This is a genomic window from Streptomyces tendae (assembly GCF_014650435.1).
In the GTDB taxonomy this organism is placed as follows: Bacteria; Actinomycetota; Actinomycetes; order Streptomycetales; family Streptomycetaceae; genus Streptomyces; species Streptomyces tendae.
Genome location: NZ_BMUY01000021.1, coordinates 55,250 through 68,228 on the forward strand (window position 1 = coordinate 55,250; position 12,979 = coordinate 68,228).

Genomic DNA, 12,979 nt, shown 5'->3' on the forward strand with positions numbered 1-12,979 from the left:
GGCCGGACGCTGTCAACCATGACGAACAACACGACCGACACGAACAACGCGAATGACGTGAACGTCACCAACGCGCCGCACAGCACGCACACCACCCCCAGCGCACCCATCGGCCTGCTCACCGGCAAGGTCCTGTTCATCACCGGTGCCAGCCGCGGCATCGGGGCGGCCGCGGCCCGGCTCTTCGCCGCCGAGGGCGCCGCCGTCGTGCTCGCCGCCCGCGGTACCGACGCCCTCGACCGCGTCGTGAAGGAGATCCGCGCCGACGGCGGTGTGGCCGACGCCGTCGGCATGGACCTCGCCGACCCCGCGAGCATCCGCGCCGCCGTCGACCACGTGGGGGACCTGCACGGCCGGCTCGACGGTGCTTTCAACAACGGCGCGGCGATCCAGCGGCCCGGTCCGCTCGACACGACGAGCGACGAGGACGTCGACGAGCAGTTCGCGGTGAACTTCCGCTCGCACTGGACGGCCATGAACGCCGAGGCCGCGCTCATGCGACGTGCCGGTGGCGGGGCGATCGTGAACACGTCGAGCATCGGCAGCCGCCGCGCGAACCCGGTCCTGCCCGCGTACGGCGCGATGAAGCGCGCGTTGAACAGCCTCACCGAGTCCGCCGCGGTGAGCTGGGCCGGCGACCGCATCCGGGTGAACGGCATCACGCCGGGCGGCACGGCCACCGAGATGATGGCCGCGTGGGAGGCGACGACCCCCGGGGTCATCGAGCGCAACAACGCCGCGACCCCGTTCGGCCGGATGGCCGAGCCCCGCGAGGTCGCCGAGGTGGCCGCGTGGCTGCTCAGCGACCGCGCCTCGTGGGTGACCGGCGCGATCGTGCCGGTCGACGGCGGCGCGGGCGCCTGAGCGAGACCCGGGGGGACCGCAAGAACGGGGGGTGCGGGACCGTAGGGAGGGAGGGTGGCGGACCGCAGGAACGGGGATGCGGTACCGCAGGGACCGAACTCTCCGAACCGAACCGACCGGCGCCGGTCACTCCGTCGACGCCAGCCCCCTCGCCAGCCCCCTCGCCAGCCCGGCGAACGCCCGCTCCGCCGCCGCCACCGCGTCGCCCCGCACGTCCTCCACCCGCTCCCCGGCGGCGATCCGCCGCCAGTTCTCCAGCGCGAGGATCCGCTGCACGGCGATGATCTGCCCGGCCGCCAGCCTGGCTCCCAGATCACCGCCCAGCACCTCGGCGAGCGCGGCCTCGGACCGCTCCAGCTGGGTGTGCATGCGGGCGACGAGGGAGGGGGTGCCGTAGAGCAGGCGGTGGAAGGCGAGTACGGCGGGGTGGTCGTTGAGCCCGGTCACCGGGTCGCACCGGTCCAGCCCCGCCAGGAAGTGCCGCCGCAGCGCCTCGATCGGCGCGGGCCCCTGTCCCGCCACCCGGGCCGCCTCGTCCTCGTGGTCGGCGATGCGGTGGAGGACGAGGTCCTCCTTGGCCGGGAAGTACCGGAAGAGCGTCGGCTTGGAGACCTCGGCCGCGGCCGCCACCTCCGCGACGGACACCGCGTCGAAGCCCTTCTCCAGGAAGAGTTCGACGGCGATGTCCGACAGCGTCCGGAACATCCGCTGCTTCTTGCGCTCGCGCAGACCGGGGGCGTTCATGGGGCGAGCCTAGGGGGTGTCCGGCGGGGACTCCTCCGCGTCCGGGTGCGCCCTGCCCCACCGCACGAGGGCGGTACCGATCTCGGCGGGGCCGGGCACCGACTCGAGGCCGAGGGGCAGGACCGCGCGGGTCAGGATGGTGTGCAGCCTGGCGGCGGCGGCCCCGACCTCGGGACCGGCCGACCGCGCCTCACGCCCCAGCGAGACGGCTTCGCGGATGACGTCGGTGAAGACCGACTGGGCCCTCTTGTAGCCGACGATCCGCGCCAGGTCCTCCCGCCAGCCGCGCGTACCGCCGGGGCGCACGGCCTCGACCGTGCGGCGCCACTTCTCCACCACCCGGGGGCGCTGCCAGGACGGATAGCGCATCAGGTGCAGGTGGGTGGCGAGGTCGTAGAGCGGATCGCCGACCATCGCCAGTTCCCAGTCGATGGTCCACAGCCGCCGGTCCGCGTCGACGATGATGTTCTCGCGGTGCAGGTCGGCATGGAGCAGGCAGAACGGACGTTCATGGAGGCCGGCGACGTGCTTGCGCAAGCGCTTGAACGCGTCGTCGTCCAGCCCCAGGGCCGCGAAGAGGGAACCGAACCGCGGCAGGTTCTCCGCGTGGACACGCTGCTCGGTGAAGCAGACGAGCCGTTCCATGAAGCCGTCGGTGTCGCCGTCCGCCGGCCGGTCCTCGGAACTGCACCGCCGGTCCACCGGCAGCGTCGGCGCGGTCACGGCCGCCATCTCGCCGAAGAGCCGCAGGATCTGCCGCGTGAACGCTTCGGGCACCGTCCGGCCGGCCCCGTGCAGCGATCCGAGGGTCCGGCCCTCGACGAACCGCTGCAGGGTCAGCCCGCCGACCTCGAAGACGTCCGGCACGTCGGTGATCCGGCCCTGCAGGGCGCGCAGCAGCTGCTCCTCGGACACGAAGCACCGGCGGTCGAACCACAGCAGGCCGCTGCGCGGCTCCCGGCACTTCCAGCGTCCCGTAGCACCCGTCGCTCCGGGCAGCGGTACGACGTAGGTCTCGTGGTGGTAGCCGCGCAGTGGCCCCTCGACCACACTCTCGTCACCGCTCACGCCGACGGCGCGGAGCCTGGCAGGGGAGGTCGAATTAGGCGACATCTACCGTTTTCTTTCGCCTGAGACCCTTGCGGAGGTGCAGGAGTGGGAAAACGGTACTCCTGTTGCCGTCGCCGTCCACGCGGAACCCCGACGAACACCGCCGCGCCGTCCCTCCCCATGGCGAACGGCTGAGCAGGTGTACGACACAGGGCTTGTCCGGGTCCGTGGACCACGCCCCGGTCTGCGGTGCTGGCAGCCCCACTTCCCCCTGGTCCACACTGAGGCGGGCGACCGGAGAGGGAGACCATGTACGACGCCTCAGACAGCCAGGCGAAACTGGCGCGCCTCCTCGGCAACGCTCACGCGGTGCTCTTCGACTTCGACGGTCCCATCACCGACCTGTTTCGCGGAATGACGACCGCGCCGGTCGCCGACGAGATCAAGAAGACGGTCCGACTTCACTGGGGGGAACTCGACCAGGACGTCGAGGACTGCGAAGACTCACACGGCATCCTGCTGCGCCTGCGGGACATGGCAGACCGCCCCACCGCGGCGCACCGAAGCCGGTACGCCCTGGACCTGGCCGAAGCCCGGGTGACCCGGCACGAGTACGACATCGTTCGGTCAGCCCGCCCCGTACCGCACCTGGACACCGTCCTGGACGCCTTGCTCGGCCTGGGCCTGCGCCTCGCCATCGTCAGCAACAACGCCGAAGGCCCGATCCGGGAGTTCCTCAATGCCTACGACCTTCAGTCCGGATTCGACGTGATCGTGGGGCGGGACCCGAAGGAACTGCACCACATGAAGCCATCTCCCGAGTCCGTCGAGCGGGCGGTCCGGCAGCTCGGCCTCAGCCCGGCCGGCTGCGTCCTGTTCGGAGACCAACTGACGGATCTGGCAGCGGCCGTCGCGGCGGGGACCCGGTTCCTCGGGTTCACCGGATCTCCCGCGCGGTCGGCGGAGATGACGCGACGCGGTGCCGATCACGTCGTGTCCTCGCTCGTCCCGCTGCTCAGCGCCGCCAGAAGGTTGTCGCAACCTGAATGACCTTCTGGTGAAGGCAAGTTGGTCCGGGCATCATGGCGGCGACGACGAAGCCATCACCGCCGTCCAGGACGGCGGCGCTCGGCATGGGGGTAGAGGGTGTCATCTGACAGCTCCGGCATCGGCAGACCGACCAGACTCCGGCGTCTGCGCCGTTCACTGAGTGACTGGAAACCCCGCGTCATCAAATGGGCGCTCGCCCTCGTCGTTGCCCTCGGAGTGGCCGCCGAGATCTTCGACCCGCTGGGAGACCTCCTCAAGGCGCAGGACTTCGTCGGCGGTTCCTTCGCCGCACTCGTGGCCCTCATCCTTTTCGACGCGGTCGGCGAGTCGAGCCCGGAAGAAACGTCGGGTGTCTACGTACTCGGCGATCTGGAAGAACTGGGACAGCCGGTCGCGGAGGCGTTCAAGGCCCGCCACGTCCGGATAGATTTCCACGGTTTCAGCATGCAGACCCTGCTCGGTCTGCTCCGGCCTTCGCTCACCAGGCTTGCGGATCAGGAAACCGCCATGCGCGATCTGACGCTCCACCTCGTGGTGGCCCATCTCAACCTTCCCCTCAGTATCCCGGGGAAGCTGGAGCCCGCGCCCGACAGTGCCGGGCTCCCCGCCGGAACGCTCTACTTCGGGGACTCACCGGAGAATCGCGAACGGATGCGTGAGGACTTCACCAAGCGCAACTGGGAAGAGCTGAACGAACTTCTGGACCGTGTCCACGATAAGAATCCACACATCGTCATATCCTGCGAGGTACGGGAATCCCCCAACGTTCCGGAGAGAAAGCTCTACATACTCAACCAGGAGCAGGTCTTCTCCGCTCCGTACGGGATACGCAGGAAGACGACGAGCTGGCGCGGGCGTTCCGTACAGATACTCGACACCGAAGGCTTCGGTGCCCGGCACGGCAACGCCCGCATCATCGGCTGGGACCGAAGGTCCCCCTCCCGCTCAACGCAGGAACTCGCCGAGCACCACATCGAGTGGCAGCGGAATCTGTGGGACACCCTGGAGTACGTCAGACCCGAAAGGCCCGTCCTGGACGACCCGAGGTGGACACCCCCCGAGGAACGGACTGGTCACTGATCCCACAGCAGCCGCAGCACCGGTTCCAGGGAGTGGACGACCGTTTCGGCGCCTGCGTCGCGGAGGAGCTTGGTCTTTCGTTCGTTGTGGCCGTAGCCCAGGAAGGGCACTCCGGCCCTTCGGGCGGCGGTCACGTCGGAGGGGGAGTCGCCGACCATGAGGGCCCGCGTGGGGGCGGTGCCCGTCGCGCTGAGGGCGCGGTTGAGGCAGTAGGGGTCGGGTTTGAGCAGATGCGGGTCCCCGGTGCGGCCGTAGATGTGGGGGGAGAAGCAGCCCAGCAGGTCCCGGGTAGTCAGGTACTCGCTCACCACGCGGGGCGAGTTGTTGGTCGTGACCGCGAGGCCGACGCCGAGGGCGGACCAGGTACGGATCAGGGCGTCCGCGTACGCGGTCGGCCACGCGGTGGGCACGGCGCGCAGTTCCTCCCGGGTCAGCCGTTCCTCGAACTCGGCGACCAGGTCGCTCTGCCGGTGTCTGCGGTTGACCGCGGTCAGCAGGGCGTGCGGGTCCGGGTGGACCTGCTCCTCCTGGGTGAGCAGCTCCTTGAGGCCCAGCCGCTCCAGCCAGTCCACCAGTTCGCCCGCCACCCGGTCGGCCGAGTAGCCCGCGAAGAGCCTGCAGATGGGGCCGTCGAAGTCCCACAGGACGACGCGGGCGCCCACGACCAGGTCCCGCAGTGCCTCGGACTGCTCGTCCCGGCCGGCCCACTCGCCCACCGGTTCCGTCTGATCCGTATCGGAAGTCACTAGGAGAGTGTCATGTCCGTGGTGATGGTTTCCCAGAGGGCGTCGAACCACTTCTGCGATTCGTCCACGAACACCGCGTCCCGGTGACCGGCCCGCTTCAGGAACGAGAACAGCAGCGACTGGGAGCCGAGCGCGTCGTACATCTGGAGCGTCCGGCTCTCGTACTCCTCCTCGCGCCGGGTCAGCATGTAGTAGCCGAAGAGGGCTTCCTCGCCGTTGAGCAGGTACAGCTTCATCGGCGGGGTGAACGGCAGGGCGCGGAACGCGATGCGCACGTCCACGCGGTGGGTGGAGCGCACGGCGTGCAGGTTGTGCTGGAGGACGCGGGCCTGGGCGTTGCGCATCTGGAGCCAGCGCTGGTGGACCGGGTCGTCCTCCTCGTCCTCGACCAGGACGGGGAAGGCGAGTTCGATGTCGCGGGAGGGCATCAGGACCCGGAAGTCGATCGCCTCGGGGTGGATGCGGCCCTCGTGGATCAGGCGGAGCGGCTCGCTGAGGGCCAGCATCAGCGTCTCCGAGGTGTGGCACACGACGTCGACCCGCACGCGCGGCGCCGCGAACGCCTCCGCCAGGCGCGGCCCGAGCGCCACCATCGTCGGCTGCGGCTCGGCCCGCGGCGCGGCGGGCTCGGCGATGCGGGGCGGGCTGCCCTTGCTGACGTTGGTGAGCAGGCCGTCCTCCTGGAGCGCGCGCAGGGCCTGGCGGACGGTGCCGCGCTCCACGCCGAACTCGTCGGCCAGTTCGGCCTGGGTGGGCAGGCGGTCGCCCGCCTTGAGGTCTCCCTGGCGGATCCGCTCCCGCAGGGCCTCGGCGATCTCCTGGGACGAGAGCCTTCTGCTGCCGTTCACGGACACGTTCTCCTGAGTCACGACCAAACGCTACAACTTCGACCTACCTATAGGGAGTTGTTTGAAACTTGTTTATAGGTAGTAGCCAAGTGGGGACAACATAGGCAGAGTTGGTTGCCAACTTCGCCAGGTTGGTGGAAGTTTACCTCCTGGAACGAAGCACCTCCCGAACTTCCCGAAGGGGGGAAGACCATGCCCGTCCTCACCCTGGTCTCCGCGGTCTTCGTCATCGCCTTCGAGCAGATCGTCCAGTGGAAGTACGGTGCCACCGGCATCGTCGGCCTGCTCCTGCTCACCATAGGCATCAAGGCCAAGAGCCCCTCCGTCAGCTCCGCCGGAGCGGTGCTGCTGGCCCTCCTGGTCGCGGGTCCCGCGCTGTGAGGGGGACGGTCAGCCCGTGAGCACCAACTCCGAGCTGATCGTCCCCCACAGCGCGTCGAACCACAGCCGGGACTGCTTCACGAACACGCCGTCGCGCAGGCCACCGCCCTGATCGAAGGCGAACAGCGTCGAGCGGATGCCCTCCGCGTCGTACATCTCCAGCGGCTCGTGGTCGATCTCCTGCTCGCGCCGGCTGAGGGTGTAGTACGCGAAGAGGGCCTCGCTGCCGTTGAGCACGTACAGCTTCACGGGCGGGGTGAAGGGCAGCGCCCGGAAGGAGACGCGCACGTCTATGCCGTGCGTGGCGCGCAGGCCCAGCAGGTTGTGCTGGAGCACCTGGCCCTGGGCGTTGCGCATCGCCAGCCATCGCTCGTGCACCGGGCCGACCGCCGCGCCGCCCGAGACCGCCACCGGGAAGGCGAGGTCGATGTCACTGCTCGGCAGCAGGACCCGGACGTCGATCTTGGCCGGTTTCAGCCGCCCCGCGTGGATCTGGCGCAGCGGCTCGCCGAGGGCGAGGGTGAGGGAGACGGAGGTCAGGCAGAGGGCGTCGACCTCGACGTGCTCGGCGGCGAAGGCCGCCGCGATCCGGGAGGCGAGGGCCACGGTGGTGGGCATCGGCCGCGCCTCGGGACCGGCCTGGGGGCCGTACAGGTCGGGCGCGACGGTCGCCGGGCTCCCCTTGGACACATTGGTGAGCAGACGTTCCGACTGCAGGGTGCGCAGGGCCTGGCGGACGGTGCCGCGCTCCACGCCGAACTCCTCGGCCAACTGGGCCTGCGTGGGCATGCGCTGACCCGGCCGCAGCCGACCGGACCTGATCCGGGCGCGCAGCTCGTCGGCCACCTCTCGATGTGTTGGCTGTGGCCGCTGCGGTCTCTCCCGCCCGTTGACGGGGACGTGTTCCGGCTCCACGACCAAACCCTACAACTTCTCGCCATCTTCCGGCAGTTCAAGGAAAGGTGGTTATGAGACGCTTCCAAGCGGAGATAAGTACAGTGAAGTTGGCAGCCAACTTGAGCAACGTGGTCGAACCTCACCAGGGTTGGCCACCACGGTGACAGGGGGTCCACCATGCCGCTCATCGCCATCGTCGTCGCCGCTCTGGCCATCGGGTTCGAGCAGCTCGTGCAGTGGAAGTACGGGCCGATGGGCATCATCGCGTTCGTCGCGCTGTCCATCGGCATCAAGGCGAAGAACACCATGATCGGCGGTGTGGGTGCGGTGATCCTCGTGATGCTGCTCGCCCAGTCCGGCTGAACCGACGTACTGACGGCCGGGCCCCCTTCCGGAGGGGAGCCGGGAGCCCGGCCGGTCAGTAGGCACCACGCACAACAAGCACAGAAAGCACGACAGGCACAACAACCACAACCACAACTGAAGAGCACGTCGAAGTACCCGCGCTACGGATGCGCACGTCCACCGTCACCGGAGGAAGGGAGTCACCTCAGAACATGTCCGGGCACCAAGGCCGCCTGGACGTACGCAGCAGGGCGTCGACCACACGGGCGGCGCCCGCTCGTTCTTCCCGCACCCGGCCGAGCGCGGCCAGCCGTACGGCCGAGGCGTCGCCCAGCCACAGCGCTCCCAACTCCGCCACGTCGAGCACGAGATGGGCGCTCTCGGTGGTCGGCACGCAGGACGCCCCGTCCGGCCCCGCCTCCAGCCGCCACCGCCCGCCGGTGAGGCCTCCCCGGTCCACGACCTCGAGGACCAGCGCGCCCTGCCCGTCGTACGTCCGCGCCTCCAGCGCCCGCGCGACGTCCAGGATCCGCACCCACAGCCAGTCGGCCTGCGTGGTGATGCGGGCGGCGCGCGGGTCCGGCAGGAGGTGCGGGAGCAGGTCGTCCGGGGAGCGCCAGCCGCTCTTCACCGTCTGGACCCAGTCGATCGAGCAGAGGTAGTGCCACAGCGCCCGCTCGGCGGCCGGGGTGACAGCGAGCAGCCACTCGACGGTCGCCGTGTTCAGCGGCTGCTTGGCGTCGCCCCAGTGGTCGTCGGTGCGGTACGAGGCCAGGCCCTCGACCTCGCCGTCCGCCGAGCGGTACAGGGCGTAGTACGGCTCGGTCCAGGGCGTGCCGTTCATGTTCACGACGCCGGTCCTGGCCTGCCACCACAGCTCGGTGCGGCTGACCGCGCCCGGCTGGGCCCGGCGCAGCCGCTCGTGCAGCTCGGGGCCGAGCTTACGGACGTCCGCGCCGTCCACCAGGTCGATCCTGCCGCCGTCCTCCGGGGCCGCCCAGCGCCGGTCGAGGCCGGCCCGGGGCACGTCGACCGCCCACTCGGTCAGGGTGGTGGCGGGGCCGAAGCCGTACCGGCCGTAGATCGGGTACTCCGCCGCGATCAGCGTCGCGACCACGTCCCCGCGCTCCTTCGCCGCGGCCAGGTCCTGCGCCATCATCCGGGTGAGCAGGCCGCGGCGGCGGTGGGTCGCGGTGACGGTGACGTTGGAGACGGCGTCGGCCCGGACGGGGGCGCCGCCGACGGCGGTCAGCTCCTGGTCGAAGGACCGGAAGGTCGCCACGCACCGGTCGCCGTCGAAGGCGCCGAGCGACCGGCCGGGCACGAACTGCCGGCGCCGCGCCTCCAGCTGCTCCTCGGCCACGGCGGGCGGCTGCAGGAACCCGGTGTTCAGGGCCCGGTTCCAGTCGGGGAACTCGGCCTCGGTGATGGGACGTACGTCTATCTCGGTGCGGCGGCTCATACGCTCACCGTAGATCGCCGGCCCGGCCGCGTCTCGGGGATTAAACAGGGCGGCCCCGAAGGCCCCGGCCGTCAGAAGGACGCCCGGATCTCCCCCACCTCCCGGCCGCCGCCCAGCAGCGGTGCGCGCCCGATGCGCTCGACGACCGGCGCGTCCACGCCCAGCAGCGTCAGGGCGCGGGCCAGCACCGGACCCAGCGCCCGGGTCGCGCCGTCCTCGATCTTGAAGGCGAGGGCGCGGCCGTCGGGCAGGGCGACCGCCTGGACGGCCTCCGCGCCCATCTTGGAGAGCGTGCCGGGCACCTCCCGCATCAGCCAGGTGTCGGCGCGGCGGCTGCCGGCCACGTACTCGGGGTGGGCGCGCATCGCGTCGGCGACCCGGCGCTCGGCCGAACCGGGCTCGGCGGCGACGAAGGAGCGGAAGGCGCGGGCCAGCCCGACCAGGCTGATCGCCATCAGCGGCGCCCCGCACCCGTCGGTGCCGACGGCGGCGACCGGCTCGCCCGCCGCGTCCTCCACAACCCTGTGGATGACGCGCTGGAGCGGGTGCTCCGGGTCGAGGTAGGTCTCCAGCGGCCAGCCCTGCTGCGCGCAGACCGCCAGCATCGCGGTGTGCTTGCCGGAGCAGTTCATGGTGACGCGGTCGGGCACGGCACCCGACGCCAGGTACGTCTCCCGCTCCTCGGCGTCCAGCGGCAGGTCGGGCGGGCACTGGAGCAGCGCCGGGTCCAGGCCGTACTCGTCCAGCATCTTGCGGGCCAGATCGCGGTGAAACGGTTCTCCGGAGTGGCTAGCGGCGGCCAGCGCCAGCCGCTCCCCCGCGAGGTCCAGGCCCGCCCGCAGCACGCCCGCCGCCTGCATCGGCTTGTTGGAGGAGCGCGGGAAGACCGGCGCCGTCACCTCGCCCAGCGCCAGCTCCACCGCCCCGTCGGCGCCCAGCACCACCAGGCTGCCCCGGTGCCGCCCCTCGACGAAGCCGGACCGGACGACCTCGGCGAGGACGGGCGGCACGACGGGCGACAGGGCGGACGTGGGCGCGCCCTGGACCGCATGCGACGGCTGCGGCGGCTGGGGCGTTTGTGACGGCTGGGGCGCGGGCATCGGCGGTGGCCTTCCGAACGGGCGACCCCCCGCGGCGACGGCCCGGGATCACCGGGCCCCGGAGGGCGGCGCGGCTGGCCGCCCCCCGTGTCACACGAGCAGGTCGTCGACTTGTGCTTCCCCCTCACGGTACCGGCGTGCGATCTCCGCGCTGCAGCCGTCCGCCGTGCGCTGGAGCCGCTGCCGGCTCCGGGAGACCTGCTGCTCGTAGCGCACGAGCCGCCCCATGCCGGTGGTCAGCTCGACGTCGGTGCGGGCCGTCAGGTCGGACAGCTCCACCTCGCCCATCATCTCCGCGGCCAGCCGCCTGCACTCCTCGCTGCGCGGAGTGGCCAGCGTCACGTGCCGGGCGGAGGAACGCTGCCGGGCGGGCGCGTCGGCGAGGATCTCCGACAGCCGCTCCACCACCGACCCGGTCGTCGCGGTGGTCACCACGGACGACGACGTCGGCCCGCGCCCCGCCAGCTCCGCGCGCAGGATGTCGATACGGCCCTGCAACAGCCGCCGTACGTAGCTGAGGTCGGCCTCCTCGCGCTGGGCGTCCCGGCGCAGCGTGCGCAGCTCCGGCAGGCTCAGGGCGGTCAGGTCCCGCTCCGGCGGGTCCGCCTGTGGCTCCGCCGGCAGCTCGGGGCTGTCCGTGCGCTGCAGGGGCGCCCTGGGCGCCTCCAGACCACCCAGGCCGGCCGGACCACTCGGACCGCCCCGCCCACTCGGACATGTCAACGCGGCAGTCCCGAACGACCGCCCCGTACTCGGTGTGCTCATGTGCCTCAACCGTCCCCTCGCCCGGCGTCTGGGAGCATCGTGCCACCCCAAGTGGCCGCTATGTGAACGAGTGCCCCCGATCGGCCACGATCGGCCCCAGATGGGGGGTTCGCAGTGATAAGAAACCCCCTACGGTCCCGCCCGTCCACACCCTGGGGGCGCACGGCATCATTACGGGATGCGTGCAGTGGTGCAGAGGGTGGACGGCGCGAGCGTCGTCGTGGACGGCGAGACGGTGGGCGCGATCGACGGCGAGGGCCTGTGCGTCCTGGTCGGCGTCACGCACGACGACACCAAGGAGAAGGCGGCGCAGCTGGCCAGGAAGCTCTGGTCGGTGCGGATCCTGCACGACGAGAAGTCGTGCAGCGACCTCGACGCCCCGCTGCTGGTGATCAGCCAGTTCACTCTTTATGGCGACGCCCGCAAGGGCCGCCGCCCCACCTGGAACGCGGCCGCACCCGGCGACGTCGCCGAACCGCTGGTCGACGAGGTCGTCGCGCACCTGCGCGCGCTGGGCGCGACCGTGGCGACTGGCCGCTTCGGCGCGCAGATGCGGGTGTCCCTGACGAACGACGGCCCCTTCACGGTCCTCGTGGAGGTCTGAGCCCGTCGAGGTCCGAGCCCGTCGAGGTCCGAGCCCCGCCCTTCAGGGCATCAGGGCATCAGGGCTCGACGACGGTCTCCTGTGCGGCCGCGGTCTCCTCGGCCATCAGCCGCGCGTCCACCGGTACGTTCCGCTTGATCAGGGCGAGGGCGACCGGGCCCAGCTCGTGGTGGCGCACGGACGTGGTGACGAAACCGATCTTCCGGCCGTCGGGCCCGTCGTCCGCGAGCCGGATCTCCGCCCCGTTCGGCGGCAGGTGGACCTCGCTGCCGTCCAGGTGCAGGAAGACCAGCCGGCGCGGCGGCTTGCCGAGGTTCTGCACCCGGGCGACGGTCTCCTGCCCGCGGTAGCAGCCCTTCTGGAGGTGCACGGCCGTGCCGATCCAGCCCAGCTCGTGCGGGATGGTCCGGTGGTCGGTCTCGAAGCCGAGGCGCGGCCGGTGCTGCTCGACCCGCAGCGCCTCGTGGGCGAGGATCCCGGCCGCGGGCCCGGCCTCGGCGGCGAAGCTCTCCAGCTCCTCCCGCGGCAGGAAGAGGTCACGCCCGTACGGCGTCTCGCGGACGACGGCCGAGGCGGGGGCCTGGGCGATCGAACCGGCCGGCAGGTGCACGACGGCGGTGTCGGCGGTGCGGTCGGCGACCTCGACCCGGTAGAAGAACTTCATCGACTCCAGGTAGGCGATCAGCGCCTCCTGGCTGCCGGGCTCGACGTGGGCCCAGACGCTCGTGCCGTCGTCGACGAGGTACAGGGCGTGTTCGATGTGGCCGTTCGCGGAGAGGATCAGCGCCTCGGTGGCCTGGCCGGTGGGCAGGTCGCTGACGTGCTGGGTGAGCAGCAGGTGCAGCCAGCTCAGCCGGTCGTCGCCCGTGACGGTGACGACACCGCGGTGGGAGAGGTCGACGAAGCCGGTGCCGTCGGCGAGGGCACGCTGCTCGCGGAACAGGTCGCCGTAGTGGGCGGCGACGCCTTCGTCCACCCCCTCGGCGGGAACGGCGCCGGGCAGGGACAGCAGGGGGCTCTTCATACGCCCAGCCTACGACTCG

Annotated in this window: 15 protein-coding genes; 6 read left to right on the forward strand and 9 right to left on the reverse strand. The window is 71.1% G+C overall.

The window, feature by feature from the left end; translation table 11 throughout:
• The first annotated feature begins 18 nt into the window (after positions 1–18).
• The gene (locus IE258_RS37120) at positions 19–864 is read left to right on the forward strand and encodes an SDR family NAD(P)-dependent oxidoreductase (RefSeq protein WP_189750224.1); all 846 of its coding nucleotides are present in this window, start codon (positions 19–21) and stop codon (positions 862–864) included.
• Between the two features lie 126 nt (positions 865–990).
• Here IE258_RS37120 and IE258_RS37125 read toward each other — a convergent pair whose 3' ends face one another.
• Together IE258_RS37125 and IE258_RS37130 are read right to left on the reverse strand one after the other, a co-directional pair.
• Complete coding sequence (locus IE258_RS37125; RefSeq protein WP_189750225.1) at positions 991–1,608, reverse strand: TetR family transcriptional regulator; 618 nt, start codon at positions 1,606–1,608, stop codon at positions 991–993.
• A gap of 9 nt (positions 1,609–1,617) precedes the next feature.
• Positions 1,618–2,721: a phosphotransferase gene (locus IE258_RS37130; protein WP_189750226.1), complete on the reverse strand. Its 1,104-nt coding sequence runs from the start codon at positions 2,719–2,721 to the stop codon at positions 1,618–1,620.
• A 246-nt stretch (positions 2,722–2,967) separates the two neighbouring features.
• On the opposite strand from IE258_RS37130, the gene IE258_RS37135 reads away from it, so the two are divergent.
• A complete protein-coding gene (locus IE258_RS37135; RefSeq protein ID WP_189750227.1) occupies positions 2,968–3,708 on the forward strand; it encodes an HAD family hydrolase in 741 nt (246 codons plus the stop codon).
• Between the two features lie 96 nt (positions 3,709–3,804).
• A complete protein-coding gene (locus tag IE258_RS37140; RefSeq protein WP_189750228.1) occupies positions 3,805–4,788 on the forward strand; it encodes a hypothetical protein in 984 nt (327 codons plus the stop codon).
• On the opposite strand, the gene IE258_RS37145 is transcribed toward IE258_RS37140, so the two are convergent.
• Entirely contained in the window at positions 4,782–5,534 is a 753-nt protein-coding gene (locus tag IE258_RS37145; protein WP_229892665.1) for an HAD family hydrolase, read from the reverse strand. The two genes, IE258_RS37140 and IE258_RS37145, sit on opposite strands and share 7 nt — an antisense overlap.
• The gene (locus IE258_RS37150; protein WP_159328922.1) at positions 5,534–6,409 is read right to left on the reverse strand and encodes a winged helix-turn-helix domain-containing protein; all 876 of its coding nucleotides are present in this window, start codon (positions 6,407–6,409) and stop codon (positions 5,534–5,536) included. The genes IE258_RS37145 and IE258_RS37150 overlap by 1 nt, the downstream gene beginning before the upstream one ends.
• A gap of 165 nt (positions 6,410–6,574) precedes the next feature.
• Here IE258_RS37150 and IE258_RS37155 point away from each other — a divergent pair, with 165 nt between their 5' ends.
• Positions 6,575–6,763, forward strand: coding sequence for a hypothetical protein (locus IE258_RS37155; protein WP_087808600.1), 189 nt, complete (start codon positions 6,575–6,577; stop codon positions 6,761–6,763).
• Positions 6,764–6,772: 9 nt separating this feature from the next.
• Here IE258_RS37155 and IE258_RS37160 read toward each other — a convergent pair whose 3' ends face one another.
• Positions 6,773–7,684, reverse strand: coding sequence for a GntR family transcriptional regulator (locus IE258_RS37160; RefSeq protein WP_189750230.1), 912 nt, complete (start codon positions 7,682–7,684; stop codon positions 6,773–6,775).
• A gap of 153 nt (positions 7,685–7,837) precedes the next feature.
• Between IE258_RS37160 and IE258_RS37165 the strand changes: the two genes are divergently transcribed.
• Complete coding sequence (locus IE258_RS37165) at positions 7,838–8,023, forward strand: hypothetical protein (protein WP_003974784.1); 186 nt, start codon at positions 7,838–7,840, stop codon at positions 8,021–8,023.
• A gap of 187 nt (positions 8,024–8,210) precedes the next feature.
• Here the strand turns inward: IE258_RS37165 and IE258_RS37170 are convergent, their stop codons facing one another.
• From IE258_RS37170 to IE258_RS37180, 3 genes are all read right to left on the reverse strand, one after another.
• Positions 8,211–9,467 (reverse strand): GNAT family N-acetyltransferase, encoded by a 1,257-nt coding sequence (locus IE258_RS37170; RefSeq protein ID WP_159328924.1) that lies wholly within the window; start codon positions 9,465–9,467, stop codon positions 8,211–8,213.
• A gap of 71 nt (positions 9,468–9,538) precedes the next feature.
• On the reverse strand, positions 9,539–10,567 hold the full coding sequence (locus IE258_RS37175) for an asparaginase (protein ID WP_189750231.1): 1,029 nt from the start codon (positions 10,565–10,567) through the stop codon (positions 9,539–9,541).
• 90 nt (positions 10,568–10,657) lie between these two features.
• Positions 10,658–11,332, reverse strand: coding sequence for an RsiG family protein (locus IE258_RS37180; protein WP_189750232.1), 675 nt, complete (start codon positions 11,330–11,332; stop codon positions 10,658–10,660).
• 178 nt (positions 11,333–11,510) lie between these two features.
• Here IE258_RS37180 and dtd point away from each other — a divergent pair, with 178 nt between their 5' ends.
• Positions 11,511–11,936: a D-aminoacyl-tRNA deacylase gene (dtd, locus tag IE258_RS37185; RefSeq protein ID WP_007388827.1), complete on the forward strand. Its 426-nt coding sequence runs from the start codon at positions 11,511–11,513 to the stop codon at positions 11,934–11,936.
• Positions 11,937–11,994: 58 nt separating this feature from the next.
• On the opposite strand, the gene ygfZ is transcribed toward dtd, so the two are convergent.
• A complete protein-coding gene (gene ygfZ / locus IE258_RS37190) occupies positions 11,995–12,960 on the reverse strand; it encodes a CAF17-like 4Fe-4S cluster assembly/insertion protein YgfZ (protein WP_189750233.1) in 966 nt (321 codons plus the stop codon).
• Between the last annotated feature and the right edge of the window lie 19 nt (positions 12,961–12,979).

Bases quoted from the DNA above. Each gene is read 5' to 3' on its own strand.
- IE258_RS37120 (WP_189750224.1), top strand. From the start codon at position 19: ATGACGAACAACACGACCGACACGAACAACGCGAATGACGTGAACGTC.
- IE258_RS37125 (WP_189750225.1), bottom strand. From the start codon at position 1,608: ATGAACGCCCCCGGTCTGCGCGAGCGCAAGAAGCAGCGGATGTTCCGG.
- IE258_RS37130 (WP_189750226.1), bottom strand. From the start codon at position 2,721: ATGTCGCCTAATTCGACCTCCCCTGCCAGGCTCCGCGCCGTCGGCGTG.
- IE258_RS37135 (WP_189750227.1), top strand. From the start codon at position 2,968: ATGTACGACGCCTCAGACAGCCAGGCGAAACTGGCGCGCCTCCTCGGC.
- IE258_RS37155 (WP_087808600.1), top strand. From the start codon at position 6,575: ATGCCCGTCCTCACCCTGGTCTCCGCGGTCTTCGTCATCGCCTTCGAG.
- IE258_RS37165 (WP_003974784.1), top strand. From the start codon at position 7,838: ATGCCGCTCATCGCCATCGTCGTCGCCGCTCTGGCCATCGGGTTCGAG.
- IE258_RS37170 (WP_159328924.1), bottom strand. From the start codon at position 9,467: ATGAGCCGCCGCACCGAGATAGACGTACGTCCCATCACCGAGGCCGAG.
- IE258_RS37175 (WP_189750231.1), bottom strand. From the start codon at position 10,567: ATGCCCGCGCCCCAGCCGTCACAAACGCCCCAGCCGCCGCAGCCGTCG.
- IE258_RS37180 (WP_189750232.1), bottom strand. From the start codon at position 11,332: ATGAGCACACCGAGTACGGGGCGGTCGTTCGGGACTGCCGCGTTGACA.
- dtd (WP_007388827.1), top strand. From the start codon at position 11,511: ATGCGTGCAGTGGTGCAGAGGGTGGACGGCGCGAGCGTCGTCGTGGAC.
- ygfZ (WP_189750233.1), bottom strand. From the start codon at position 12,960: ATGAAGAGCCCCCTGCTGTCCCTGCCCGGCGCCGTTCCCGCCGAGGGG.